The 24,572-nt window shown below is 58.6% G+C and carries 22 protein-coding genes; 14 read left to right on the plus strand and 8 right to left on the minus strand.

The window, feature by feature from the left end:
• The first annotated feature begins 1 nt into the window (after nt 1).
• Nucleotides 2-565, plus strand: coding sequence for a nucleotide exchange factor GrpE (locus NOR97_RS15450; protein ID WP_257599693.1), 564 nt, complete (start codon nt 2-4; stop codon nt 563-565).
• Between the two features lie 59 nt (nt 566-624).
• Here NOR97_RS15450 and mutS read toward each other — a convergent pair whose 3' ends face one another.
• Nucleotides 625-3,240, minus strand: coding sequence for a DNA mismatch repair protein MutS (gene mutS / locus NOR97_RS15455; protein ID WP_257600887.1), 2,616 nt, complete (start codon nt 3,238-3,240; stop codon nt 625-627).
• Nucleotides 3,241-3,401: 161 nt separating this feature from the next.
• Here mutS and NOR97_RS15460 point away from each other — a divergent pair, with 161 nt between their 5' ends.
• Nucleotides 3,402-5,657, plus strand: a complete 2,256-nt coding sequence (locus NOR97_RS15460) for an NADP-dependent malic enzyme (protein ID WP_171206495.1) — start codon at nt 3,402-3,404, stop codon at nt 5,655-5,657.
• A 3-nt stretch (nt 5,658-5,660) separates the two neighbouring features.
• Nucleotides 5,661-6,533: a ribokinase gene (locus tag NOR97_RS15465; RefSeq protein WP_257599694.1), complete on the plus strand. Its 873-nt coding sequence runs from the start codon at nt 5,661-5,663 to the stop codon at nt 6,531-6,533.
• Here the strand turns inward: NOR97_RS15465 and msrA are convergent.
• The 4 genes from msrA to NOR97_RS15485 all read right to left on the minus strand — a co-directional run bounded on the left by msrA (nt 6,530) and on the right by NOR97_RS15485 (nt 9,416).
• A complete protein-coding gene (gene msrA / locus NOR97_RS15470) occupies nt 6,530-7,201 on the minus strand; it encodes a peptide-methionine (S)-S-oxide reductase MsrA (protein WP_257599695.1) in 672 nt (223 codons plus the stop codon). The two genes, NOR97_RS15465 and msrA, sit on opposite strands and share 4 nt — an antisense overlap.
• Before the next feature lie 190 nt (nt 7,202-7,391).
• Nucleotides 7,392-7,673 carry an SCP2 sterol-binding domain-containing protein gene (locus NOR97_RS15475; RefSeq protein WP_170345830.1) on the minus strand — a complete coding sequence of 94 codons (282 nt, stop codon included), beginning with the start codon at nt 7,671-7,673 and terminating at the stop codon, nt 7,392-7,394.
• 79 nt (nt 7,674-7,752) lie between these two features.
• A complete protein-coding gene (locus NOR97_RS15480; RefSeq protein ID WP_170345983.1) occupies nt 7,753-8,157 on the minus strand; it encodes a DUF1810 domain-containing protein in 405 nt (134 codons plus the stop codon).
• A 32-nt stretch (nt 8,158-8,189) separates the two neighbouring features.
• The gene (locus tag NOR97_RS15485) at nt 8,190-9,416 is read right to left on the minus strand and encodes an argininosuccinate synthase (RefSeq protein ID WP_257599696.1); all 1,227 of its coding nucleotides are present in this window, start codon (nt 9,414-9,416) and stop codon (nt 8,190-8,192) included.
• A gap of 141 nt (nt 9,417-9,557) precedes the next feature.
• Between NOR97_RS15485 and NOR97_RS15490 the strand changes: the two genes are divergently transcribed.
• Together NOR97_RS15490 and ilvA are read left to right on the plus strand one after the other, a co-directional pair.
• Complete coding sequence (locus tag NOR97_RS15490; RefSeq protein WP_170345827.1) at nt 9,558-10,325, plus strand: hypothetical protein; 768 nt, start codon at nt 9,558-9,560, stop codon at nt 10,323-10,325.
• A 58-nt stretch (nt 10,326-10,383) separates the two neighbouring features.
• Nucleotides 10,384-11,610, plus strand: a complete 1,227-nt coding sequence (gene ilvA, locus NOR97_RS15495; RefSeq protein WP_257599698.1) for a threonine ammonia-lyase IlvA — start codon at nt 10,384-10,386, stop codon at nt 11,608-11,610.
• Here the strand turns inward: ilvA and NOR97_RS15500 are convergent.
• Nucleotides 11,607-11,936, minus strand: a complete 330-nt coding sequence (locus NOR97_RS15500) for an Hpt domain-containing protein (RefSeq protein WP_257599699.1) — start codon at nt 11,934-11,936, stop codon at nt 11,607-11,609. The genes ilvA and NOR97_RS15500 overlap by 4 nt on opposite strands.
• A 163-nt stretch (nt 11,937-12,099) precedes the next feature.
• Here NOR97_RS15500 and NOR97_RS15505 point away from each other — a divergent pair, with 163 nt between their 5' ends.
• The gene (locus tag NOR97_RS15505; RefSeq protein ID WP_152459594.1) at nt 12,100-13,374 is read left to right on the plus strand and encodes a PP2C family protein-serine/threonine phosphatase; all 1,275 of its coding nucleotides are present in this window, start codon (nt 12,100-12,102) and stop codon (nt 13,372-13,374) included.
• Here NOR97_RS15505 and NOR97_RS15510 read toward each other — a convergent pair.
• Complete coding sequence (locus NOR97_RS15510; RefSeq protein ID WP_152459593.1) at nt 13,371-13,814, minus strand: NUDIX hydrolase; 444 nt, start codon at nt 13,812-13,814, stop codon at nt 13,371-13,373. The two genes, NOR97_RS15505 and NOR97_RS15510, sit on opposite strands and share 4 nt — an antisense overlap.
• A 76-nt stretch (nt 13,815-13,890) precedes the next feature.
• Between NOR97_RS15510 and NOR97_RS15515 the strand changes: the two genes are divergently transcribed.
• From NOR97_RS15515 to NOR97_RS15550, 8 genes are all read left to right on the plus strand, one after another.
• Nucleotides 13,891-14,877, plus strand: coding sequence for an Hsp33 family molecular chaperone HslO (locus NOR97_RS15515; protein WP_257599700.1), 987 nt, complete (start codon nt 13,891-13,893; stop codon nt 14,875-14,877).
• Entirely contained in the window at nt 14,852-15,466 is a 615-nt protein-coding gene (locus NOR97_RS15520; protein ID WP_257599701.1) for a CoA pyrophosphatase, read from the plus strand. Before NOR97_RS15515 ends, NOR97_RS15520 begins: the two co-directional genes overlap by 26 nt.
• Nucleotides 15,463-16,617, plus strand: coding sequence for a CCA tRNA nucleotidyltransferase (locus tag NOR97_RS15525; protein WP_257599702.1), 1,155 nt, complete (start codon nt 15,463-15,465; stop codon nt 16,615-16,617). Before NOR97_RS15520 ends, NOR97_RS15525 begins: the two co-directional genes overlap by 4 nt.
• A gap of 191 nt (nt 16,618-16,808) precedes the next feature.
• Nucleotides 16,809-18,647 (plus strand): ABC transporter ATP-binding protein, encoded by a 1,839-nt coding sequence (locus NOR97_RS15530; RefSeq protein WP_257599712.1) that lies wholly within the window; start codon nt 16,809-16,811, stop codon nt 18,645-18,647.
• Nucleotides 18,644-20,476: an ABC transporter ATP-binding protein gene (locus NOR97_RS15535; RefSeq protein WP_257599714.1), complete on the plus strand. Its 1,833-nt coding sequence runs from the start codon at nt 18,644-18,646 to the stop codon at nt 20,474-20,476. The genes NOR97_RS15530 and NOR97_RS15535 overlap by 4 nt, the downstream gene beginning before the upstream one ends.
• 39 nt (nt 20,477-20,515) lie before the next feature.
• Complete coding sequence (locus tag NOR97_RS15540) at nt 20,516-21,745, plus strand: class I SAM-dependent RNA methyltransferase (protein ID WP_257599716.1); 1,230 nt, start codon at nt 20,516-20,518, stop codon at nt 21,743-21,745.
• Nucleotides 21,746-21,766: 21 nt separating this feature from the next.
• Nucleotides 21,767-22,552 (plus strand): ion transporter, encoded by a 786-nt coding sequence (locus NOR97_RS15545; protein ID WP_170345807.1) that lies wholly within the window; start codon nt 21,767-21,769, stop codon nt 22,550-22,552.
• Nucleotides 22,553-22,611: 59 nt separating this feature from the next.
• Complete coding sequence (locus tag NOR97_RS15550) at nt 22,612-23,130, plus strand: murein L,D-transpeptidase family protein (RefSeq protein WP_257599719.1); 519 nt, start codon at nt 22,612-22,614, stop codon at nt 23,128-23,130.
• Here NOR97_RS15550 and NOR97_RS15555 read toward each other — a convergent pair.
• Nucleotides 23,127-24,566, minus strand: coding sequence for a nodulation protein NodH (locus tag NOR97_RS15555; RefSeq protein WP_257599722.1), 1,440 nt, complete (start codon nt 24,564-24,566; stop codon nt 23,127-23,129). The genes NOR97_RS15550 and NOR97_RS15555 overlap by 4 nt on opposite strands.
• Nucleotides 24,567-24,572: the final 6 nt, after the last annotated feature.

Consider the following 24,572-nt stretch of genomic DNA (forward strand, 5'->3'; position numbering starts at 1 on the left):
GATGGCAGAGCCGAAGAACGAAGATTTTCTGGACGATATCGCAACCGCCGAGGCCGAGGAACTGGCCGACGAGCTGATGGATATCAGCGAAGAAGAACTGGAACTGGACGCGCTGCGGGCCGAACGGGATGACTATAAAGACAAGTTCATGCGCGCGCTGGCGGATGCTGAAAACTTGCGCAAGCGCAGCGACAAGGCGCGTCGCGACGCGGAACAGTATGGCGGGTCCAAGCTGGCCCGCGATATGCTGCCCGTCTATGACAACATGAAACGGGCCCTTGATGCTGCGACTGATGAGCAGAAAGAAGTGGCTGCTGGTCTGCTGGAAGGCGTCGAACTGACCATGCGTGCATTGAAGGACGTGTTCCACAAGCATGGTATCGAAGTGATCACGCCCGAAGTGGGCGACCGGTTTGATCCGAACGTGCACGAGGCCATGTTCGAGGCGCCTGTTCCCGGAACCAAGGCAGGAGACATCATTCAGGTGTCCGCCGAAGGTTTTATGTTGCACGATCGCCTGCTGCGTCCGGCACAGGTGGGCGTGTCGTCAACCCCGGCAAGCTGATACGCGCCCCTTGGGCGCGTGCCTTCGGCGAGAGTATTTGGGAAAAGATGAAGGGGCGGTCAGGATCTGGCCGCCTCTTTCAGTTTGTAGATCAGATCCAAGGCTTCGCGCGGGGTCAGCTCGTCCGGTAGGATCTGGTCCAGCATATCGGTGACGGGCGATGCTTTCGGGACCGGCGGCGGCGGGGGCGGTGCGGCGGAAAACAGCGGCAGATCATCGATCAACGCCTTTTGTTTGCCGCCCTCGCGCTCGGTCTTCTCCAGCTGGTTCAGTACCACACGCGCGCGCTCGACCACGGATGCGGGCAGCCCGGCCAATTGCGCGACCTGCACGCCATAGGAGCGGTCGGCGGCGCCCTTGTGGACCTCGTGCAGGAAGATCACCTCGCCGTCCCATTCCTTGACCGCGACGGTGGCGTTTTCGACGCCCTCCAGCTTGCCGGCCAGCGCGGTCAGCTCGTGGTAATGGGTGGCGAACAGGGCGCGGCAGCGGTTGGCGGCGTGAAGATGCTCCAGCGTGGCCCAGGCGATGGACAACCCGTCATAGGTGGCGGTGCCACGACCGATCTCATCGAGGATCACCAGCGCCCGGTCATCGGCCTGGTTTAGGATGGCCGCGGTTTCCACCATCTCGACCATGAAGGTCGATCGGCCGCGCGCAAGGTCGTCAGAGGCGCCCACGCGGCTGAACAGCTGGCTGACCACGCCGATATGAGCCTGCTCGGCCGGCACGTAGCTGCCCATCTGGGCCAACAGGGCGATCAACGCATTCTGGCGAAGGAAGGTTGATTTACCCGCCATGTTCGGGCCGGTCAGCAGCCAGATGGCGGCGCCGTCCTCGGCGCCGAGGTCGCAGTCATTGGCGATGAAGGCATCGCCGCTTTGCTGGCGCAGCGCGTGCTCTACCACCGGATGCCGACCGCCCTGAACGTTGAACGCCCGGGACGCGTCTACCTGTGGTCTGCACCAGTTTTCACCGCGGGCCAGATCTGCCAGCGCGGTGGTCATATCCAGTTCGGCCAACCCTCGTGCGGCTTGATTAAGTCGCGCAGCGAGGCTCAAAATCTCATCAGAAAGCCTTTGATAGAGCCGCTTTTCGATCTCCAATGCCAGGTTGCCGGCATTCAGGATGCGGGTTTCGATCTCGCTGAGTTCAACCGTAGTGAAGCGCACCTGGTTGGCGGTGGTCTGACGGTGGATATAGGTCTCGGAAAAGGGCGGGTTCAGCATCTTCTCGGCGTGGGTGGCCGTGGTTTCGATGAAATAGCCCAGAACGTTGTTGTGCTTGATCTTCAACGAAGCGATGCCGGTATGTTCCGCATATTTCTGCTGAAACCCGGCAATGACCGAGCGGCCTTCGTCGCGCAGGGTGCGGGCCTCGTCCAGTTCGGCGTCGAAACCCGGCGCGATGAAGCCGCCATCGCGCGCCAGCAGCGGCGGGTCGGCGACCAGCGCCTGATCCAGCTGGTCGAGCAGATCGTCAAAGCCCACGAGGTTCTGCACCGCAGTCGCCAGCAGCACGGGCAGGTCCTGACCGGTGCAGATCTCGGCAATTTCCTGCGCCTGCGCCAGCCCGTTGCGGATGGCGGCCAGATCGCGCGGGCCGCCTCGGTCCAGCGACAGGCGTGACAGGGCGCGGTCCAGATCCGGCGTTTTCCGCAATGCTTCACGCAGGTCTGACGCGACAAGACTGTATTCGGCCGCAAAGCTCACCGCGTCCAGTCGGGCGTGAATGACATCCAGATTGCGTGAGGGGCTGGACAGGCGTTGCTCAAGCAAACGCGCACCGCCCGGGGTCACGGTTCGATCGACTACCGAAAGCAGTGAACCGGCGCGCCCGCCAGACAGGGACCGGGTCAGCTCCAGATTGCGGCGCGTTGCAGCGTCGATCTGTACAACGCGGTCTTCGGATTCCTTCAGTGGCGTTTGCAACAGGGGCAGTTTACCCTTCTGTGTGATCTCCAGATAGTCGATCAGCGCCCCCATCGCGGACACTTCGGCGCGTCCAAAGCTTCCGAAAGCATCCAGCGCACCCACGTGAAACAACCCGCAGATGCGTTTTTCAGCCGCCGTGCTGTCAAAACTGGCCCGCCCGACCGGGGTGATGGAAATACCCAAGTCACGGACCGGCTCGTTCAGTTTGTCTTGCATGCCATCAGCCACGATCAGTTCCGACGGCGCCAGTCGGGCCAGCTCGGGGCTGAGCCGGACCGAGGTCAGCGGCATCACGTGGAACGCCCCGGTCGAAATGTCGGCCCAGGCCAGCGCGGCCTCATCCCGGACCTCGGCATAGGCGGCCAGAAAGTTGTGGCGGCGGGCCTCCAACAGCGCGTCTTCGGTCAGGGTGCCGGGGGTGACAAGGCGCACGACATCACGCTTTACGACTGATTTAGAGCCTCTTTTCTTGGCCTCGGCCGGACTTTCCATCTGCTCGCAGACAGCTACGCGAAAGCCCTTGCGGATCAGCGTCAGCAGGTAGCCCTCGGCGGAATGCACCGGCACTCCGCACATCGGAATGTCTTCGCCATTGTGCTTGCCACGTTTTGTCAGGGCGATGTCCAGCGCCTCGGAGGCGTTGACGGCGTCTTCAAAAAACATCTCATAGAAATCGCCCATGCGGTAAAACAGCAGGGCATCCGCGTGGGCCTCTTTGATTTCCAGGTATTGCGCCATCATCGGCGTGACATTGGACAAGGCTGCTCCCCTCTGGCGTGTTCCGGCGCGACCTTACAAACCCGGCCCCTGCGACGAAAGGTGAAAACGTATTGTCGTTGAGACGCGCCTTTGCCTGCGCTATGAGGCAAAAGCCCAACAGATGTAAAGAAACGACATATCCGATGCCCAAAGCGAAGATCACCAAAGAAGAGGCGCTGGCCTTTCACCTCGACCCGACCCCCGGCAAGTGGGAGGTGCAGGCAACCGTCCCGATGACCACGCAGCGGGATCTTTCGCTTGCCTACAGCCCGGGTGTGGCCGTTCCATGTGAAGCAATCGCCGAGAACCCAGAAACCGCCTATGACTATACCAACAAGGGCAACCTGGTGGCCGTAATCTCGAACGGGACGGCGGTGTTGGGTCTTGGCAACCTTGGCGCGCTGGGCTCGAAACCGGTGATGGAAGGGAAATCCGTTCTGTTCAAACGGTTCGCTGACGTGAACTCGATCGATATCGAGCTGGATACAGAAGACCCGGATGAGTTCTGCCGCGCGGTTCGACTGATGGGGCCGACCTTCGGCGGGATCAACTTGGAAGACATCAAGGCGCCCGAGTGTTTCATCATAGAACAGCGCCTGAAGGAAGAGATGGACATCCCCGTCTTTCACGACGACCAGCATGGCACGGCGGTGATCTGTGCGGCGGGGCTGATCAACGCGCTGCATATTTCGGGCAAGAAGATCGAGGATGTGAAGATCGTTCTGAACGGGGCCGGGGCGGCGGGGATCGCCTGTATTGAACTGCTCAAATCCATGGGCGCGCGGCACGAGAACTGTATCGTCTGTGACACCAAGGGCGTGATCTACCAGGGCCGGACCGAGGGCATGAACCAGTGGAAGTCGGCCCATGCGATCACCACGGATCTGCGTACTCTGGAAGAGGCCATGAAGGGCGCGGACGTCTTTCTTGGTGTTTCGGTCAAGGGCGCGGTCACGCAGGAGATGGTCGCAAGCATGGCCGATAATCCGGTGATCTTTGCCATGGCCAACCCCGATCCGGAAATCACCCCGGAAGAGGCGCACGAGGTCCGCGTGGACGCCATCGTGGCGACCGGGCGCAGCGACTATCCCAACCAGGTCAACAACGTTCTGGGCTTTCCCTATTTGTTCCGCGGCGCGCTGGACATTCACGCGCGTGCCATCAATGACGAGATGAAGATCGCCTGTGCCCATGCACTGGCCAATCTGGCGCGCGAAGACGTACCGGATGAGGTCGCGATGGCTTATGGCAAATCGCTGACCTTCGGGCGCGACTACATCATTCCCACGCCGTTTGATCCGCGCCTGATCCACCGTATTCCGCCCGCTGTTGCCAAGGCGGGGATGAATACCGGCGCAGCCCGCCGTCCGATCATCGACATGGATGCGTATGAGCTGAGCCTGAAGTCCAGGATGGACCCGACCGCAAGCATTCTGCGCGGGCTGAACGCCCGGGCGCGACAGGCGCAAGGCCGCATGATTTTTGCCGAGGGCGATGACCCCCGCGTGCTACGTGCGGCGGTCATGTATCAGCGCTCGGGCTTCGGAAAGGCGCTGGTCGTTGGTCGCGCCGATGACGTCAAAATCAAACTTGAGGCTGCCGGGCTCGGAGATGCAGTGCGTGAGCTGGAGGTGGTGAACGCCGCCAACACCACTCACCTCGATACCTATAAGGAATTCCTTTATAAACGCCTGCAACGTAAGGGGTTTGACCGAAAGGATATCCACCGTCTGGCCGCGCGCGACCGACATGTGTTTTCGTCTCTGATGCTGGCACATGGGCATGGCGATGGTCTGGTTACGGGCGCAACCCGGAAATCAGCGCATGTGTTGGATCGGATCAATCACGTCTTTGACGCGGATGCGGCTCATGGCGCTGCTGGTGTCACGGCATTGCTGCACAAGGGCCGGATCGTCCTGATAGGTGATACGCTGGTTCACGAATGGCCGGATGAGAATGATCTGGCCAATATCGCCGAGCGCGCAGCCGCCGTGGCCCGCCATATGGGTCTGGAGCCGCGCGTTGCTTTCGTCAGCTTCTCGACCTTTGGCTATCCGGTGTCGGAACGTGCGGAAAAAATGCATGTCGCCCCGGAAGTTCTGGACGGACGTGGTGTGGATTTCGAATACGAAGGCGAGATGACCGTCGATGTTGCCCTGAACATGGATCAGCAGGAAGCTTATCCATTCTCGCGCCTGACCGGTCCTGCGAACATTCTGATCGTTCCCGCGCGGCACTCGGCCAGCATCTCGACCAAGCTGATGCAGGAAATGGGCGGTGCCACCGTGATCGGGCCGATCCTGTCGGGTGTCGACAAGCCGATTCAGATTTGCTCGACCGTCTCGACAGCGAACGATATTCTGAACATGGCCATTCTGGCCTCGTGCGACATCGGATAAACCATGACGATCTGGAACCTCGGCTCGATCAACGCGGATATGGTCTATGACCTGCCGCATCTGCCTGCGCCGGGGGAAACTCTGGCCGCCCACGGGCTGGATCGGTTCCTTGGCGGAAAAGGTGCCAATATGTCAGTGGCGGCTGCGCGGGCCGGATCGCGCGTCAGCCATATCGGTGCCATCGGGCATGATGGCCGCTGGGCGAAGGACCGACTGACGGAATATGGCGTGGACACACGCTATATCTCGGAGGTGGACCTGCCGACGGGGCACGCGATCATTGCGGTGGACGCCGAGGGCGAGAATCTGATCATCCTCTATCCGGGGGCCAACCATGCCTTGGATATCAGCCATCTTGGGCAGGCCCTGTCATCGGCAAGCACCGGTGATCTGCTGATCTTGCAGAATGAAACCAACGCACAGGTCGAAGCCGCGCAGTTGGGGCGCAAACTTGGACTGACCGTATGTTACGCCGCCGCACCGTTTCAGGCACAGGCGGTTCAGGCGGTTCTGCACTATCTGGATTTCCTGATCCTGAACGAGATCGAGGCCGAACAACTGCGGCAGGAAACCGGGATGGGTGCGGCTGACCTGCCCGTGCGACATGTCATTGTCACGCTGGGCTCAAAAGGTGCCCGGTATTTGCAGCAGGGCAAAGACCCGGTGGAATTTGCGGCCCACAAGGTTCAGGCCGTGGATACCACCGGGGCAGGTGATACATTTACCGGCTACGTGCTGGCTGGAATGGATCGCGGAATGCCGATGGAACAGGCCATTCTGCAAGCGAACCGCGCCGCTGCCCTGATGGTCACGCGGCACGGAACCGCGGATGTCATTCCTGATCTGAGAGAAGTGCGCGACGCGACCTTTGATTAAGACCCGGCGAAAGGCGCATCTGAACCCCAAAGCTGTTTGACACGCGCGTCACGGCCACAGGCTTTGCGATATGCTTTATAGGCGTTGTGCTGACGTTTGGGCCCAAAGCGGGTAAGGATCAGCTTGTTCCCTTTGTAGTAATCCTGATGATAGGCCTCGGCAGGGTAAAACGTGCCCGCCTTCAGGATCGGGGTGACAACATTTTGACCCAGGGCTCGTTGTGCTTCTTTCTTCGCCTGTTCAGCCAACGCTTTTTCGCCTGTGTTAGAGACGAATATCGCAGTTCGATAGCTGTCGCCCCGATCGCAGAACTGGCCGCCGGCATCCGTCGGATCAACCGAACGGAAGAACATGTTCAGCAGTGTTTCACGTGAGACGCGGGCCGGGTCAAAAGTGATCTGAACCGCTTCATAATGGCCGGTGCCACCTTTGGAGACCTGATCATAGGTGGGGTTGGCCGATTTGCCGCCGGTATAGCCCGACACGGCCCCGACAACACCCGGTACAGATTCAAAATCGGACTCGACACACCAGAAACAGCCTCCTGCAACTGTCAGCGTTTCGGCCTCTGCCGCGGGGGCAGGCAGGGCGCGCAGCATCATCGCAAGTGTGATCAGGGTGAACAAAATGGCCGGTTTGAAGGCGTCCAGATAAGCAGTCCGTGACATGTCGGGTCTCCTTTCTGCACCAAGGTGAACCGAACCCGGATGACATTCAATTGCCTGACATCTGATGTCACGGGCTGGTGAGGCAAGTTTATCGGCGCCGGATGTCGGTGAAACACCTTGCGCCGGGCCGTCTTGGCGGTGGGACAGGGTGCCCCGGCGGGGGGCAGTCCGCGATGAACCTGCCTTCGGCTTAACCCAGCAACTGCCCCAGTTTCATCGCAACGCCCATATTGCCCGAGATTTTGAGCTTGCCCAAAGCGACACCTGTCATCGGGTTCAGTTTTCCGGTCAAAAGCTTGGTCAGGTTGTCCTGCGAGATGCGGATCGTGCAATCCGTTTCCTGATCCAGTGTCGATGCCTGACTGTCGGCCAGAACAATCACGCCGTCCTCGCCACAATCGAATTTCAATGAGCCGTCAAAGGTTTTGCCGTTCAGGCCTTTTTGAATTTCGTCGGCGATATGCTGAAGCATCCGGGTTCCTTTCGCAGTTTCCGAATGCGTAAAGCGTCAGGTATCGAACAGGCAAGGCTGACCCGACTGGAACTTCCGATCACGATGCGCCAAGGCTCTGAACGGTTCGTGCGCAAGGCTCGCCGTCGTAGAAAGCATCAAGAACGGCCTGAAACTCTGCCGGAGCATCTGCCACCGAGGAAAACAATGTCATCGAAGAGCGAAGCTTTTTTGCGTCAATCCCGCCCAGAATGTCGCTGGCGTCGCGCCCCTGATGCAGCAACATCAACGAGGCCGCTTGTGTCAGACGGCGGCGCAGTACGGGGTGGTTCAGATAGCGCGTGGCTTCGTCCAGATCTTCGATACCGTAAAGCTGCGCCATATGGGACTGGCCCAGCTCGGCCAGTTGCGGAAACACGAACCACATCCAGTGGCTGGTTTTCTGCCCCTGTTCCAGTTCGCGCAGGACATCGGCCCAAACCGTGTCCTGCGCCTCGATGAACATATCGAGTTCGTCGTCGTTATCGTCTTCGTCGATCACTTGGACAAACGCTTGTCACGTGCGGCCAGCAGTTTCAGACGCAGCGCGTTCAGCTGGATGAAGCCTGCCGCGTCGGTCTGATCATAAGCACCTGCATCTTCTTCAAAAGTGACATGTGCCTCGGAATACAGCGAGTGATCTGACCAGCGGCCCACGGTCGAGGCCAGACCCTTGTACAGCTTCACCCGTACGGTGCCGGTGACATGTTCCTGGCTCTTGTCGATGGCGGCTTGCAGCATCTCACGTTCAGGTGAGTACCAGAAGCCGTTGTAGATCAGTTCCGCATATTGCGGCATCAACTGGTCCTTCAGGTGCATCGCGCCGCGGTCCATGGTGATGGATTCGATGCCGCGATGCGCCTCAAGCAGGATGGTGCCGCCGGGTGTCTCGTAGATACCGCGCGACTTCATGCCCACGAAACGGCCTTCCACAAGGTCCAGACGGCCGATGCCGTGCTTGCCGCCATATTCGTTCAGCTTGGTCAGGATGGTCGCGGGGCTCATCGCCTCGCCATTGATGCTGACCGCGTCGCCTTTTTCAAAGCCGATCTCGATGAATTCAGGCTGATCGGGCGCGTCCTCGGGGTGGACGGTGCGCTGATAGACATAGTCGGGCGCCATATCCGCAGGATCTTCCAGAACCTTTCCTTCGGACGAGGTGTGCAGCAGGTTGGCATCGACCGAGAAGGGCGCCTCGCCGCGCTTGTCCTTGGCGATCGGGATCTGGTTCTGTTCCGCAAATTCCAGCAACTTGGTGCGGCTGGTCAGGTCCCACTCGCGCCAGGGCGCGATCACTTTGATATCGGGGTTCAGCGCATAGGCCGCCAGTTCGAACCGCACCTGATCGTTGCCTTTGCCGGTCGCACCGTGGGCGACCGCATCGGCACCCGTCGCTTCGGCGATCTCAACCAGACGCTTCGAGATTAGCGGCCGCGCGATGGACGTGCCCAGCAGGTACAGCCCCTCGTACTGCGCATTGGCGCGGAACATCGGGAAGACGAAGTCGCGGACAAATTCTTCGCGGATATCCTCGATATAGATGTTCTCGGGCTTGATGCCCAGCAGCTCGGCCTTTTTGCGAGCAGGCTCCAGCTCCTCACCCTGACCCAGATCGGCGGTGAAGGTCACGACCTCACAGCCATATTCGGTCTGCAACCATTTCAGGATGATCGAGGTATCAAGGCCACCGGAATAGGCCAGAACAACTTTCTTGGGCGCGGACATCTGACTTCCCTTTATTCGTAGAACGATTGGCCCCTAGCGGGTTTTGCACGCGGGGGCAAGTTGTGAGGATTGACGCAGTGCCTGAATTGGGGTGAAACGGATGCAGAGAATAACAAGCATTGGTTGAAGGGGCGGTTTCAAATGTTGGGATGGCAAATATTCGTGCATTCGGTGCGGATGGTATTTGGAAACATCAAGCAGGTGCTACAGATTACGGTTGGCCCTGCCCTGATTGCGACGATCATCATCGTGGGCGTGTTCATGGCGCTTGGTATTCCGCTTGAGGCGCTGGATGAAAGCGCAGTTGATCTGCCACCGGGTGTAACCGCAGGTTCAGCCTTTGTTTTTGTGGTCGTTTTGCTGGCGGTAATGTTCGTCACCATGTTCTGGATTGCGGTGTCATGGCACCGCTTTATCCTGATGGAAGAGTACCCCACGGGAATACTGCCGACCTTCCGTTTCGACAGGATTCTTGCCTATTTCGGTCGTTTTCTGATGTTGGGGATTTTGATGGTGATCGCGTATGTCCCCATGGGTCTGGTCGCTGCTGCACTAGGCGAAGGTCTTGCAGGGCTTTCGATCATTCTGATGATTGCATACTCCGTTTTTCTGGTCGTATGCTTCTATCGCCTGTCAATTATTCTGCCCGCGGCGGCGATAGGAAATCCCATATCGCTCGGTGAGGCTTGGAACAACACATCCGGGGTCAGCGGTGCAATCTTGTTGCTGCTCCTCGTTGCATTCCTGTTCCAGGTGTTGGTGCAGCTGGCTTTCGCCGCCTTGGCAATAATACCGGTGCTGGGCGTTTTGCTGACAGTGTTCTTCGGCACGCTCATCCTTCCGATGATCAACGTCAGTATCTTTACTACAATGTACGGCGTCTTCATCGAAAAGCGCGAACTGTCATAAGCGGCGTACACATATGTATTCCTTGCCCTTATCGCGACGATGGGGCAGGGAAACGGGCATGACTGATTTCATGACCCGCGCCCGCGCCGCCGAACAGGCGATGCGCTCTGTGTTTCCGGCGACGCCATTGCAGCGGAATGCCCATCTGTCTGACCGCTACGGCGCCGATATCTGGCTCAAGCGCGAGGACCTCAGCCCGGTGCGGTCTTACAAGATCCGTGGTGCGTTCAATGCCATGCGCAAGCAGCAGGGGCAGGACCTGTTCGTCTGTGCCAGTGCTGGCAACCACGCGCAGGGCGTGGCGTTCATGTGCAAGCATCTGGACGTGCGCGGCGTGATCTTCATGCCGGTGACGACGCCGCAGCAAAAAATTCAAAAGACCCGCATTTTCGGCGGCGACAATATCGAGATCCACCTGACTGGCGACTATTTCGACGATACTCTGGCCGCCGCGCAAGCATGGTGCGCGCAGCAGGGCGGGTATTTCCTGTCACCCTTCGATGACGCTGATGTCATTGAAGGCCAGGCTTCATTGGCGGTCGAGATCGAAGAGCAAATGGGCGGTGTGCCGGATCACGTCGTTTTGCCGGTTGGCGGCGGCGGCATGTCCTCGGGCGTGGCGACATGGTTCGGGGATCGCAGCCATTGTCTGTTTGTCGAACCGGCCGGAGGTGCCTGTCTGCGCGCTGCACTGGCTGCGGGGCATCCTGTGTCGCTGGATCATGTGGATACCTTCGTCGATGGCGCTGCGGTTGGACGGATCGGTGAGAAACCGTTTGAATTACTGAAGTCTCGCCACCTGTCGGATGTTCTGGTTCTGTCCGAAGACCGCATCTGCACAACTATGATTGAGATGCTGAATGTCGAAGGCATCGTTCTGGAACCCGCGGGCGCGCTGGCGATCGAAGCGGTGGGCGATATTCAAAGCTTTGTGCGGGGCAAGACCGTGGTCTGCGTGACATCCGGTGGCAATTTCGATTTCGAACGCCTGCCCGAGGTCAAAGAACGCGCCCAACGCTATTCCGGAGTGAAGAAGTATTTCATCCTGCGCCTGCCGCAGCGCCCCGGCGCGTTGAAAGAGTTTCTGGGTATTCTCGGCCCCGAGGACGATATCGCCCGCTTTGAATACATGAAAAAATCGGCCCGCAATTTCGGTTCGGTCCTGATCGGGATTGAAACCCGCAAGCCTGAGAACTTCATGCGTCTGTTTGCGCATCTGGATGAGGCAGGGTTCACCTACACCGATATAACCGAAGACGAAACGCTGGCGCAGTTCGTGATTTAATCCAGATTCTGGCGCAGCTCAGCCTCGAACTTCTGTTTCGAACTGTCAAATACGGCCAGAATAGCGGGCAGATCGACATCCTCGCCCTGACCCGCGGCCGCCTGCCGTTCGCCGTCCTGACAGAGTTTCGAAAACTGGTCGAATCCAAGACTGAGCGCGCTGCCCTTCAGGAAATGCAGATTCTGTTCCAGTTCGGACCGGCTTGTATCCTGATGCAAGCGGGCGATGACCTCCTGCACTTCTTCCAGAAAGATGTCGACCACCTCATCAAACTCAACCGGGCCAACCTCGTCCCGCAATTGTCGGACTCTGCCCCAGTGGATCATACTGCGTCACCTGCCGTTGAACATGCGTTTTCAGGAATAGGCAACACCAGTAAAAACCGGGTTAACAGCCCAGCGGGATTGCGGCCTTCGGTCTTCACCGGATGTTAAAACCGTCGCTACTAGGATCGCCCTGTGTGAATGAACGCATCAGGTCAGAGGGTAAATGGTACCAAGGGCGAGTCTTAAGGAAACCAGATCAGATCTGGATTTCGGCGCGATCCGTAAGGTGCTGGTGGTTGATGACAGCCGTCTGCAGCGGCGCATCCTGGTCGCATCGCTCAGAAAATGGGGCTTTGAGGTGGTTGAGGCCGATACGGGCGATGCCGCCCTGGCGCATTGTCTGGACGATCCGCCCGATCTTGTTCTCAGCGATTGGGTCATGCCGGGGATGAGCGGGCTTGAGTTCTGCAATGCGTTTCGCGCCCTGGATACCGATCAATATTGTTATTTCATCCTTCTGACTTCCAAAAGTGAAAAGCAGGAGGTTGCGCGCGGACTGGATGCCGGGGCAGACGATTTTCTGATCAAACCCCTTGAGGCGGATGAATTGCGGGCGCGCATATCCGCAGGCGCGCGCATTCTGGACATGCAGCGCGAGCTTTCACAGAAAAACCGCCTGATCGAATCCGCGCTGGAAGAACTCAGGCTGGCGCATGACGCGATCGACAAGGACCTCATTCAGGCCCGAAAAATCCAGGAATCGCTGGTCCCGGAATTTACGCGGAGCTTTGGAAAATCCCGGGTCAGCCTGTTGTTGAAACCCTGTGGCCATATCGGAGGAGACCTTGTTGGCATGTTTTCGCCCGGGGTCAATCGGCTGGGGTTCTACAGCATCGATGTATCCGGACATGGCATCACCTCGGCCATGATGACGGCGCGTCTGGGCGGTTATCTTTCCAGCAAGCATTTCGATCAAAATGTCGCAATGGAGAAGAGGTTCAACAAATTCTATGCACTGCTGCCTCCGGAAGACGTCGCAAGCATGCTCAATTCCCGATTGATGGCGGATGAAGGGATCGAGGAATATTTCACGATGGTCTACGCCATTGTGGATCTTCGAAACGGGCATCTCAAGATGGTGCAGGCCGGGCATCCGTATCCGCTTCTGCTGCGGCAGGATGGCAGCACTGAATTTCTGGGCGATGGCGGGTTGCCGATCGGGCTGATCGAAGATGCGAGTTTTCAGCAAATCGAGATTCACATGAAACCCGGCGACAAACTGTTGGTGTATTCGGACGGATTTACCGAATGTCAGCTTGCCGAAGGCGGTTTGCTGGAGGAAGACGGTTTGCGACAGATGGCCCAGCAGTGCATTTCTGAAAAGGGCGGGTCGGAGTTTCTGGACGACATGTTCTGGCGATTGACCCAGGAGATTTCGCCCAAAGATGGCATTGGGGATGACGTATCCGCCGTATTCTTTGAATATAACGGGCCTTAAAGCGAACTGAGATGCATTTCCGCAAAGTGCCGGTCACCGTCATTGCCCAGCAATTCAACGGCATCGGCGGCTTCCATCCACAGTGCTTCGTGGAATGCCTCACTCGGCGGGCCTTTGCGGCGTACGGGACGGGCGCGGTAGATCAGGCAGACTTTTTCGGCCCACAGATCGTATTCGGGCATATAGGTGAACCGGCGAAAAGCGCCGATCCGACGCGGGTTGGCAACGTGCCACCCGGTTTCTTCATAGACTTCGCGATGCAAGGCCGAAATCGGTGATTCGCCCGGATCGATGCCTCCACCCGGCAATTGCAGATCCGGGCCCGGTTCGGTCTGACAGGTCAACAGCAATTGGCCGCCACGTGGCAAAAGGGCATATACGCCAACCCTTCGGGTGTATTTCCGCCCCGTCTCGGGGGTTTCACCGAACCGCCTGATCATGTATGGCCCCTTTCAACCCGATCTGTACGACCTATATGGTGCCGGTATGCCAACCCGTGGCGTGTAAGGAAACCCCATGTCTCTTGGAACAAAAATCGCGTGGGACGATACCGTCCTGCCCTTTCAACTTGATGCATCCGACATGCGCGGCCGCGTGGCCCGTCTGGATGGCGTGCTGGATGGTATCCTGAAACAGCATGACTATCCCGAGCAGGTCGAGGCGCTAGTGGCCGAGATGGCCTTGCTGACCGCGTTGATCGGCCAAACGGTTGCGTTGCGCTGGAAACTGTCGTTGCAGGTACAGTCCAAAGGGGCGGTGCGCATGATCGCAACCGACTATTATGCGCCGCAGGAAGAGGGCCAGCCCGCCCAGATACGGGCTTATGCCAGCTTTGACCGGGACCGGCTTTCCAATTCTGCGCCTTTCGATCAGGTGGGCGAAGGGTATTTTGCCATCATGATCGATCAGGGAGAGGGCACGCAGCCGTATCAGGGCATCACTCCGCTGGCCGGTGGATCGCTGAGCGCCTGCGCCGAGTCGTATTTTGCGCAATCCGAACAGCTGCCGACGCGGTTTTCGCTGAGCTTCGGCAAATCGACCGAGCCGGGCGTGGGCGAGCATTGGCGTGCAGGCGGCATCATGCTGCAACACATGCCCAAAGCGTCGCCCTTTGCCGCGTCGGGTGAAGGAACCGGTGACATCCTGACCGCTGCCGATCTGGTCGATGGCGAAGAAGGTGAAAACTGGGGTCGCGTCAATATCCTGCTGGATACCGTCGAGGATTTGGAGATGATCGGCCCCTCTGTTGCGCCGACCGACCTTCTGGTTCGCCTGTTTCACGAGGAACGGCCGCGTGTCTATGATGCGCAATCTGTGCAATTTGGCTGCACCTGTTCCGAGGATCGCGTGCGACAGAGCCTGTCGATCTATTCGGCCAAGGATATCGAAAAGATGACCACGCCCGAGGGCCAGGTCACCGCGGATTGTCAGTTCTGCGGGGCTCATTATGTATTGGACCCGGCCACTGTCGGGTTCGATGCCGAAGACACCAAAGGTGCATGACCCGGTTGAAAAGATCCGGGCGGCCCTGCGCCGCCCCGGTCACGGGTCCAGTGATTTTGATCTGAACCCGGATACCGTTCTGCCGCCCGGGCGCCGGTTGCGACCCGCCGGTGTTCTGGTGGCCATTTCTCTGGCTGATGATACACCGCAGGTCATCCTGACCAAACGCTCATCCGCGCTGAAGCATCACCCGGGCCAGATCGCCTTTCCCGGTGGCAAACAGGATGAAACCGATGCCGATGTTACGGCTGCGGCGCTGCGGGAAGCTGAGGAAGAGATCGGCCTGCCTCCGGAGATGGCCGAGATCCTGGGATTCCTGCCGACGCATGAAACCGTGACTTCGTTCACCGTAACACCTGTTGTCGCGGTTATGCGGGACAGGTTCCAATCCGTGCCTGAACCCGGCGAAGTGGACGAAGTTTTCTCGACCCCCCTTGCTCATCTTTTGAATCCTGAGAATTATCTGGTCGAGTCGCGCCGATGGCGCGGCCAGAGACGCAGATATTACGCAGTTCCGTACGGCCCCTATTACATTTGGGGCGCGACCGCCCGCATATTGCGCGGGCTTGCAGCACGGGTGAATGAATGATGCTGATTGACGAGCCATGGATTAGTGAACCAGCGACCCAAAAAGTCTGTTCGGCCCTGACCTCATCCGGGGCTCAGGCGCTTTTCGTGGGTGGCTGCGTGCGCAACGCGCTGCTTGGCGCACCAGTGTCGGATATCGACATTGCCACCGATGCAAAGCCCGGGCAGATCGTTGAATTGGCGCAGGCTGCCGGGCTCAGGGCCATTCCGACCGGCATCGAGCATGGTACGATCACAGTGGTCAGCGCGGGCATCCCACACGAGGTCACGACCTTCCGCCGTGACGTGGAAACCGATGGCCGGCGCGCGGTCGTGGCGTTTTCCGATCACGTCGAAGAAGACGCGGCGCGACGGGATTTCACCATGAATGCGCTCTACGCCCAACCCGATGGCACCGTGCTGGACCCGCTTGGAGGTCTTCCCGACCTAGAGGCCCGGTTGGTGCGGTTTATCGGAACCGCCGAGAACCGCATTCGCGAAGACTATCTCCGCTCGCTTCGCTACTTCCGTTTTCACGCCTGGTACGGGGATCCGGATGGCGGTTTCGACCCCGATGCGCTGGCCGCCATCGGTGCCAATCTTGACGGGCTGGAGTCGTTGTCGCGTGAGAGGGTCGGGGCAGAACTGCTGAAATTGCTGGCATCGCCTGATCCGGCTCCCGCCGTTGCGACCATGCGCAGTACCGGTGTTCTGGCCCGGGTGTTGCCGGGAGCGGACGACCGGTCTTTGGCCCCTTTGATCGCGCTGGAACGGGCGGCTGGTGCCGATCCCGATCCGGTGCGCCGTCTGGCAGCCATTGCCGCGCCCGAGGATGCCGCGACATTGCGGTTGAGCCGTTCGCAGTTGCAACGCCTGACAAGGATGCGTGAAGAGGCACAGGCCGAAACCAGTATAGCTGAACTGGGATACCGCTATGGCGACGAAGGCGGATTGCACGAGACGCTTTTGCGCTGCGCCTTTCTGGAACAACCCTGGTCCGAAGATTTGCGGCGCGATCTGCATGCAGGCGCAGCAGCGCGTTTCCCTGTGCAGGCCAGGGATCTGATCCCCAACTTCACAGGCCCGGCGCTGGGCAAGAAGCTGGCCGAGCTGGAAAAACGCTGGATCGCTTCCGGTTTTGCGCTGTCTCGCGAAGAGTTGCTGGCACATTAGTGCGAAGTCTCAAAAAGGGATGACAACTTTGATCCTTTGTGCTTAGGTGCGCCTGTTACATTGATGGAGGACTGCGAATGTATTACGGGATCTGGTTCGGCTAAAGCCGGGACACTTGCCCCGTAAAGGGTGGTGTTCAGGCGCCATCTTTCTTCGCACGTCTTTGTTTCTGCTCAATCGGAGCACTCTCCATGTTTCGCTATTTCGAAAACCTTGTTGACCCTTTTGTTGCCTACCGCGAGGCTGACATTCCGCCGACGCGCTTGTGGCCCTTCATGCTGGACTATTCGCGACCGTTCTTTCGGGTATTTGTATGGGCGGCGCTGATTTCCATTGTCGTCGCGGGTGTTGAAATCGGGCTGATCTACTACATGGGTCGCGTAGTGGATCTGTTGGGCGGCACGCCGGCAGATGTCTGGCAAAATCACGGAACGGAATTGTTGTTGATGGCGGCCTTTGTATTGCTGTTGCGTCCGCTTCTGCATTTGGTCGACGTACTTCTGCTGAACAATACGATTTTGCCGAACTTTGGTACGCTGATCCGTTGGCGTGCGCACAAACACGTGTTGCGTCAGTCGGTTGGCTGGTTCGAAAACGACTTTGCCGGGCGGATTGCAAACCGGATCATGCAGACACCGCCCGCAGCGGGCGAAGTGGTCTTTCAGGTATTTGACGCGATTTCATTTTCGCTGGCCTATCTGATTGGTGCGGCGATCCTGCTGTATGCGGCGGATCCGCGTTTATTGATCCCGCTGCTGATCTGGTTTGCGTTCTATGCGGCACTGGTTCGTTGGACCGTTCAGCGTGTCGGCCCGGCGTCAAAGGCGGCATCGGACGCGCGTTCGACGGTCACGGGACGGGTCGTGGACAGCTATACCAACATCCATTCGGTCAAAATGTTTGCCCATGGCCCGCAAGAGCTGGACTATGCCCGTGAAGCGATCGAGGAAACCCGCCGGACATTTCAGATCGAAATGCGGATTTTCACCATCATGGATGCCGTTCTGGTCACTTTGAACGGCATGCTGATCGTGGGTGTTGTGGGCTGGGCGATCGCGTTGTGGATGCAGGGCAGCGCTTCGGTCGGAGTTGTTGCAGCGGCCACGGCGCTGACCCTGCGCCTGAACGCCATGACCGGATGGATCATGTGGGCCCTGACCAGCTTTTTTCGCCAACTTGGTATCGTGGCCGAGGGGATGGAGACCATTGCCCAGCCCATCGATTTGATCGACGCACCTGATGCAAAACCCTTGCGGCTCGGCAAGGGAGAGATCCAGATCCGCGACCTCTCGCATCACTATGGACGCGAGGCCGGCGGTTTGGACCATATCAACCTGACCATCCAACCGGGTGAAAAGATTGGCCTGATCGGTCGCTCCGGCGCTGGCAAGTCAACCCTGGTAAAGCTGCTGTTGCGGTTCTACGACGTCGAACGCGGTGCGATTTATATTGATGGTCAGAACATTGCGAACGTCACCCAGGACAGTCTGCGCAGCCATATCGGTATGGTTCAACAAGACAGCGCCTTGCTGCATCGCTCGGTCCGCGACAACATCCTTTATGGCAGGCCGGATGCGTCCGAGGCGCAGATGATCGCCGCCGCCAAGCAGGCCGAAGCGCATGAGTTCATCCTCGACTTGCAAGATCCGCAGGGTCGGACCGGGTACGACGCGCATGTCGGTGAACGGGGGGTGAAACTGTCAGGTGGTCAGCGGCAGCGCGTGACGCTGGCGCGGGTGATCCTGAAGGATGCGCCGATCTTGTTGTTGGATGAGGCGACTTCCGCCCTAGATTCCGAGGTCGAAGCGTCAATTCAGGAAACCCTCTACGGCATGATGCAAGGAAAAACCGTGATCGCCATCGCCCACAGGCTCAGCACCATCGCGCAGATGGATCGCATTCTGGTTATGGATGCAGGCCGTATCGTCGAGGAAGGCACGCATTCCGATCTTCTGGCGCAGGGTGGCCTTTACGCCCAATTCTGGGCGCGGCAATCTGGTGGCTTCATGAACCCGGAGGCCGCTGAATGAGGATTGCCGATCTCATCTATCCGTTCAGGAACATCGAAACGCCCCCACCGCAGACGTTGGGGGCGTTCATCCGCTGGAGCCTGTCCGGGGCGTGGCCGATGCTGTTTGTTGCGGCGTTCTTCTCGGCCATTGCAGGCGCGATGGAGGCGGGGACAGCATGGATTCTGGGCCGCGTGATTGATGTAGCGACCGCCAGTGGGCCCGAGAATTTTCTGACCGCTGCCAATATGTGGATGATCCTCGGTGCGGTCGCCTTCTTCATGTTGCTTCGCCCGATCCTGTTCGGCCTGTCATCCTTGTCGAACAATTACATTGTCATGCCAAACATCACACCTTTGGTTCTGGCCAAGTTGAACCGTTGGACCCTGGGTCAGTCGGTGACCTATTTCGACGATGATTTTGCCGGTCGGATCGCGCAAAAGCAGATGCAGACATCGAACGCGATGGCATCGGTGGTGTCGGAAACCATCAGCGCGATTGTGTTTGCCCTGGCGTCTCTGATGGGGTCTTTGCTTTTGTTAGGGTCTATTCATCCTTTGGTGATGCTGCCCTTCGCGGCATGGCTGGCGGTGTATTTCATGCTGGTGCGCTGGTATCTGCCGCGCATCCGCAAACGTTCCGCCGCGCGGGCCGGGGCGCGGGCGATGGTGTCCGGGCAGGTGGTCGATACGATCACCAACATCAAGACCGTGAAGCTGTTCGCCCACTCAGAATTCGAAGATCAGGCGGCGCGCGAATCGATGGTGGATCTGCGCGAAAAATCGCTGGATTTTGGCAAGTTGTCGGCCAGTTTCCGGTTCATCCTGATGACGCTGGCCGGTGTCCTGCCCGTCTTGCTGCTGGGCGCGACCTTGTGGCTGTGGCAGGGCGGCATGGCGACCGCCGGGGATATCGTGGCTGCCGGGGCTGTTTCGATCCGTATTGCTCAGATGACCGGTTGGGTCAGTTTCACCTTGATGGGGCTGTATGCCAATGTCGGTGAAATCGAAAACGGGATGAAAACGCTGACCAAGCGTGACCGGGTCGAAGATATGCGCGGGGCTAAGGACCTTGATGTGACCGAAGGGTCGATTTCATTCGACGGCGTCAGCTTCGCCTATGGTCGCGATATCGGTGGCGTCACGGATTTGACCCTGACCGTCAACCCGGGTGAAAAACTGGGCATCGTCGGTGCCTCGGGGGCGGGGAAATCCACGCTCGTTTCGCTGTTGCTTAGGCTCTATGACAAGGAAAGTGGCGCCATTCGCATCGACGGCCAGGACGTGTCGCAGGTGACGCAGGACAGCCTGCGCCGACAGATCGGTATGGTTACGCAGGAAACGGCGATGTTCAACCGGTCTGCTCGTGAGAACATTCTGTATGGCCGGCCGGACGCCTCAGAGGCCGAGATGATCGAGGCCGCAAAGAAGGCCGAAGCGCATGACTTCATCCTGAGTCTTGAAGATGCTCATGGTCGTAAGGGCTATGATGCTCATCTGGGGGAGCGGGGCGTGAAACTCAGCGGCGGGCAGAGACAACGGATAGCTCTGGCGCGCGCCATTCTGAAAGATGCCCCAATTCTGGTTCTCGACGAAGCGACATCGGCGCTGGATTCCGAAGTTGAAGCCTCGATTCAGACCGCGCTGCATCGGGTGATGCAGGGCAAAACCGTGCTGGCCATTGCGCACCGTCTGTCCACGCTCAGCGAAATGGACCGGATTGTTGTTTTGGACCAGGGACGGATCGTGGAAACCGGAACCCATGAGGCGTTGCTGGACCTGGGCGGGCTGTATGCGCGGTTCTGGCACCGCCAGTCGGGCGGTTTCATTCAGGCAGAAGCTGCGGAATAAGGGTTTTTTTGCTGTGAAAGCCCGGCTATCAGGCCTCTCATGACGCAGCAATTCACAATCACACGGCTTGGACATCAGGGCGACGGTATTGCCGATGGCCCCATCTACGCCCCACGCACCCTTCCGGGCGAAATCGTAAGCGGCACCCTCGTTGGCCAGCAATTGACCGATATCCGGGTCGAGACACCGTCCGAACACCGTATCAAAGCGCCTTGCCGCCACTACAAAGCGTGCGGTGGCTGCCAGTTGCAGCACGCATCCGATGCATTTGTGGCCGACTGGAAACTGCAAATCGTCCGCAAGGCGCTGATGGCGCAAGGTCTCGAAGCGCAACTGCGCCCGATACACACATCGCCCGAACAGTCGCGGCGGCGCGCTACGATTGCCGTGAGGCGCACGAAAAAGGGCACGTTGGCGGGGTTTCACGGTCGTGCATCCGGCACGATCACCGAGATACCCGATTGCCGGTTGCTTGACCCGACATTGATCGCGGCCATTCCGGTGGCCGAGGCGCTGGCCACCCTGGGCGCAAGCCGCAAGGGCGTTCTGGCTGTCACGATTACACTTTCCGAAGGTGGTCTGGATGTGGCCGTAACAGGCGGCAAACCGCTGGACGGCCCGTTGGAACTGGCGTTGGCCCAGGCGACCGAGAAACATGGGCTGGCCCGGCTCAGCTGGGATGATGAGGTTATTGCCATGCGGCATGCGCCGGTTCAGCGTTTCGGGACAGCCAGCGTCACGCCACCCCCCGGGGCTTTCTTGCAGGCAACAAAGGACGGAGAAAAGGCTCTGTTAAAGGCAGTTTCCGAGGCTACACGGGGTGCAAAACGTATCGTAGACCTGTTTGCAGGCAGCGGAACGTTCTCTCTGCCGTTGGCGGAAAACGCCGAAGTTCACGCGGTTGAAGGCGAGGCCGCCATGGTCGAGGCGCTGGATCAGGGCTGGCGTCGGTCACAGGGGCTGAAACGCGTAACGACCGAGGCCCGCGACCTGTTCTGCCGCCCGCTGATGCCGGACGAGCTGAAATCCTTCGACGCCATTGTCCTGGATCCGCCTCGTGCCGGCGCCGAAGCGCAGGTAGATGAGATAGCACAGGCGCAACGCCCGGTGATTGCCTATGTCTCGTGCAATCCCGTCACCTTTGCGCGCGATGCGAAAACGCTGGTTAACGCGGGTTACACCCTTGAATGGGTACAGGTCGTTGACCAATTTCGATGGTCGTCACATACGGAACTCGCTGCGCGGTTTGTCCTGAGCGCCGCATCTTGATCTTACTGGGGAAGCTGACACATGGGGTCCAAACAGCGTTTGCTGAATTTTATCGAAGCGCCCGTTTTCGGTCGGTTCATAACGGCCGTGATCATTTTCAATGCCATTCTTTTGGGGATGGAGACATCGCCGACCCTGATGGAGCTGGCAGGCCCTTTGATCGTGGCGCTGGACCGGCTTTGCCTGACGATCTTCGTGGTCGAAATTGCCATGAAGCTGATCGCCACAGGGCGCAGGTTCTTCACAAATGGCTGGAACATATTCGATTTCCTGATCGTTGGAATTGCCCTGGTTCCCAGCGCCGGAGGTCTGTCGGTGCTGCGCGCCCTGCGAATTCTGCGGGTTCTGCGCGTGATTTCCGTGGCGCCTCGTTTGCGTCGCGTGGTCGAAGGGTTCATCTCGGCCCTTCCCGGAATGGCCAGCGTGTTTCTGCTGATGGCAATTCTGTTCTATATCGGGGCGGTTATCTCGACCAAGCTGTTCTCGACATCCTTCCCGGATTGGTTCGGCGATCTGGGCCTGTCTGCTTATACGCTGTTCCAGATCATGACATTGGAAAGCTGGTCCATGGGTATCGTGCGCCCGGTGATGGAGGTCTATCCCTATGCCTGGGTCTTCTTTGTTCCCTTCATCATGGTCACCACTTTTGCCGTGGTGAACCTGTTGGTGGGTCTGATCGTCAATTCGATGCAGGATGCCCACCACGCCGAGGATGAGGTTAAAACCGATGCCTATCGTGATGAGGTTCTTGTGCGGCTGGAAAGCATTGAACGTCGACTGGCCGAGCAGTCGAACATCAAAAAGTGATTTCAGTTTTTGCCTTTTTTGGCATAATGATCGAAAAAAAGCAGAGCAGGCAGTGAAACATGGATCGTCGAGTATTCGGTTTGGGGGCGTTGGCAACGCTGAGCCTTTCGGCTTGTGCCTCTGGCAGCCCAAGATTTCTGACTTATGACGGGCCCGAGGTGACCTCTTTGGTGGTCAACAAAGGTGCGCGCAAGCTTTACTTGTTGCACAACGATAAAATCCTCAGGGAATATGACGTCGATTTGGGGTTCGCGCCGAATGGAACAAAGAACCAGCGCGGTGACGGCAGAACGCCCGAGGGCACTTATCTGATCGACCGTCGCAACCCCAGAAGCCGGTATCATCTGTCCCTGGGCATTTCTTATCCCAACTCGCAGGATGTCGCCAAAGCCAAGGCTGCGGGCGTTGATCCGGGTGGAGATATATTCATCCACGGTGAACCCAATCTGCGCTCAGAGCGGAAGCGCGCAAAAAAGAAGCGGGATTGGACAGCAGGATGCATCGCGGTCAAGAATGACGAAATCGAAGAGATCTATGCGATGGTCAACAAAGGTACGCTGATTACCTTGCGCCCCTAGGCTGTTTTTGGCGCACAGTCAGTGAACCCGAATGCTTCATAGTCGCGCTGGTACGCTGCAACTGCCAGCGCTTCGAGGTTTTCGTCGTAGATCTGGTCCAAAGCGTATGGTTCATCCGGCGCGCAAGAGCCAGGTTGAGGCGGGTTTGAATGCCCAATATTGCGCGCCAGATCCGGCAGGGCGGTCATCAGATCCTCTTCTCTCAGAATCAGATCCGGCATGGTGAAGGATGCGATTCCCTCCAACGTCCTGGACTGGCTGCACCACGTGCCGTCTACGCGGATCGGCGTCTGCCCGTTGAGGTTGAGGCGCAGAAACTCCAGAAAGCCCGAAAAAGCTTCGCGGTGTTGTTCAACAGAATAATTGGTGTCCCGCACTTGCCCCGGGATCGGCAGCTTGAGCCGGTTTCGAAGATAATTCCGCACCATCTTGTAGCTGCCTGGTCCGGTATTCAGAATGTGACTGCAAAACGCCGTATGTGCCCGCGCCAGAGGGTGACGCAGAACCGTAAATTTCCGATGACCGGGATGGCCCTGCTTCCATGAACGGACCTGTTTGCGATTTCGATCCGTGATCAGCTTGTCGGTCTGACATCCGTCCAGATCAGCCAGCCATTGCACAACAACAGGCTCTATTCCGCCCCGAATGGGCAAATACATCAAAGAAGACCGCGCAGCGGCAACATAAAGCGGCACAGCCGCGCCGCGCTGCGGCTCAAAACTTGTTGACCGATGCAATCCGAACCGATCCTGATCGCACAGGGCTTGCTTCATCTCATCAGGATTCGTGACCTTCGACAAAGCCGGCGCCGGGTTTTGCGGCTTCAGGGTATCATCCAGTCGGGTCAGCCGCCCCTCAACCCCCAGCCATGCAGCCAGCCCGTTTATGACATCCAGCTCGGTCAGGTCGTCATAGTGAATGAAGAACCCGGTTTGACCTGTCTTTTGCAGGTGCCGTTGCACCGTAAGCTGATAGTCTTGCAGCTGATCCAGGTAATCCGAAAACTCGTCGGCATCGAAGTCAACCTGCGCGTCGACGCGGCGTTTCACATTCTTCAGCAACCACTGCTGCGTTTTCCGTGCTATTTTCAGCGACAGATAACTGTCCAATGGATTGCGGGTCAGAATGATCTTGGCACAGTGCGGGTCGTTCAGCATGGGTTTCAGGATACGTGGGTCATGGTCTTCGAAATATCGAAACCCATTGATGTCACCCGGTGCCGATTTGATGGCCTTGAGCATTCGCATCGGATCCGCATCCCGGTCTTCCAGTGACAGGCCGAGCAGGTGGTCGGATTTCAGGCTGCCCGCAAAATGCGGATTGAACGCCTCTCCGTGACAGGTAACCCCGTCCATCGCATTCAGGTTGGCTTCCAGCAGGTTCGAACCTGTGCGCATGGCCGCCAGAATGACGAAGTAATCAAAATGGGCTGACATGGGCAA

The sequence above is a fragment of the Ruegeria sp. YS9 genome (assembly GCF_024628725.1).
GTDB lineage: Bacteria > Pseudomonadota > Alphaproteobacteria > Rhodobacterales > Rhodobacteraceae > Ruegeria > Ruegeria atlantica_C.

Coding starts and splice junctions, on each gene's coding strand:
- NOR97_RS15515 (WP_257599700.1), top strand. CDS start 13,891: ATGTCTCTTGGAACAAAAATCGCGTGGGACGATACCGTCCTGCCCTTT.
- NOR97_RS15450 (WP_257599693.1), top strand. CDS start 2: ATGGCAGAGCCGAAGAACGAAGATTTTCTGGACGATATCGCAACCGCC.
- NOR97_RS15540 (WP_257599716.1), top strand. CDS start 20,516: ATGACGCAGCAATTCACAATCACACGGCTTGGACATCAGGGCGACGGT.
- NOR97_RS15500 (WP_257599699.1), bottom strand. CDS start 11,936: ATGATCCACTGGGGCAGAGTCCGACAATTGCGGGACGAGGTTGGCCCG.
- NOR97_RS15460 (WP_171206495.1), top strand. CDS start 3,402: ATGCCCAAAGCGAAGATCACCAAAGAAGAGGCGCTGGCCTTTCACCTC.
- msrA (WP_257599695.1), bottom strand. CDS start 7,201: ATGTCACGGACTGCTTATCTGGACGCCTTCAAACCGGCCATTTTGTTC.
- ilvA (WP_257599698.1), top strand. CDS start 10,384: ATGACTGATTTCATGACCCGCGCCCGCGCCGCCGAACAGGCGATGCGC.
- NOR97_RS15510 (WP_152459593.1), bottom strand. CDS start 13,814: ATGATCAGGCGGTTCGGTGAAACCCCCGAGACGGGGCGGAAATACACC.
- NOR97_RS15550 (WP_257599719.1), top strand. CDS start 22,612: ATGGATCGTCGAGTATTCGGTTTGGGGGCGTTGGCAACGCTGAGCCTT.
- NOR97_RS15465 (WP_257599694.1), top strand. CDS start 5,661: ATGACGATCTGGAACCTCGGCTCGATCAACGCGGATATGGTCTATGAC.
- NOR97_RS15490 (WP_170345827.1), top strand. CDS start 9,558: ATGTTGGGATGGCAAATATTCGTGCATTCGGTGCGGATGGTATTTGGA.
- NOR97_RS15555 (WP_257599722.1), bottom strand. CDS start 24,566: ATGTCAGCCCATTTTGATTACTTCGTCATTCTGGCGGCCATGCGCACA.
- NOR97_RS15520 (WP_257599701.1), top strand. CDS start 14,852: ATGCCGAAGACACCAAAGGTGCATGACCCGGTTGAAAAGATCCGGGCG.
- NOR97_RS15480 (WP_170345983.1), bottom strand. CDS start 8,157: ATGTTCATCGAGGCGCAGGACACGGTTTGGGCCGATGTCCTGCGCGAA.
- NOR97_RS15530 (WP_257599712.1), top strand. CDS start 16,809: ATGTTTCGCTATTTCGAAAACCTTGTTGACCCTTTTGTTGCCTACCGC.
- NOR97_RS15525 (WP_257599702.1), top strand. CDS start 15,463: ATGATGCTGATTGACGAGCCATGGATTAGTGAACCAGCGACCCAAAAA.
- NOR97_RS15545 (WP_170345807.1), top strand. CDS start 21,767: ATGGGGTCCAAACAGCGTTTGCTGAATTTTATCGAAGCGCCCGTTTTC.
- NOR97_RS15505 (WP_152459594.1), top strand. CDS start 12,100: ATGGTACCAAGGGCGAGTCTTAAGGAAACCAGATCAGATCTGGATTTC.
- NOR97_RS15485 (WP_257599696.1), bottom strand. CDS start 9,416: ATGTCCGCGCCCAAGAAAGTTGTTCTGGCCTATTCCGGTGGCCTTGAT.
- NOR97_RS15535 (WP_257599714.1), top strand. CDS start 18,644: ATGAGGATTGCCGATCTCATCTATCCGTTCAGGAACATCGAAACGCCC.
- NOR97_RS15475 (WP_170345830.1), bottom strand. CDS start 7,673: ATGCTTCAGCATATCGCCGACGAAATTCAAAAAGGCCTGAACGGCAAA.
- mutS (WP_257600887.1), bottom strand. CDS start 3,240: ATGATGGCGCAATACCTGGAAATCAAAGAGGCCCACGCGGATGCCCTG.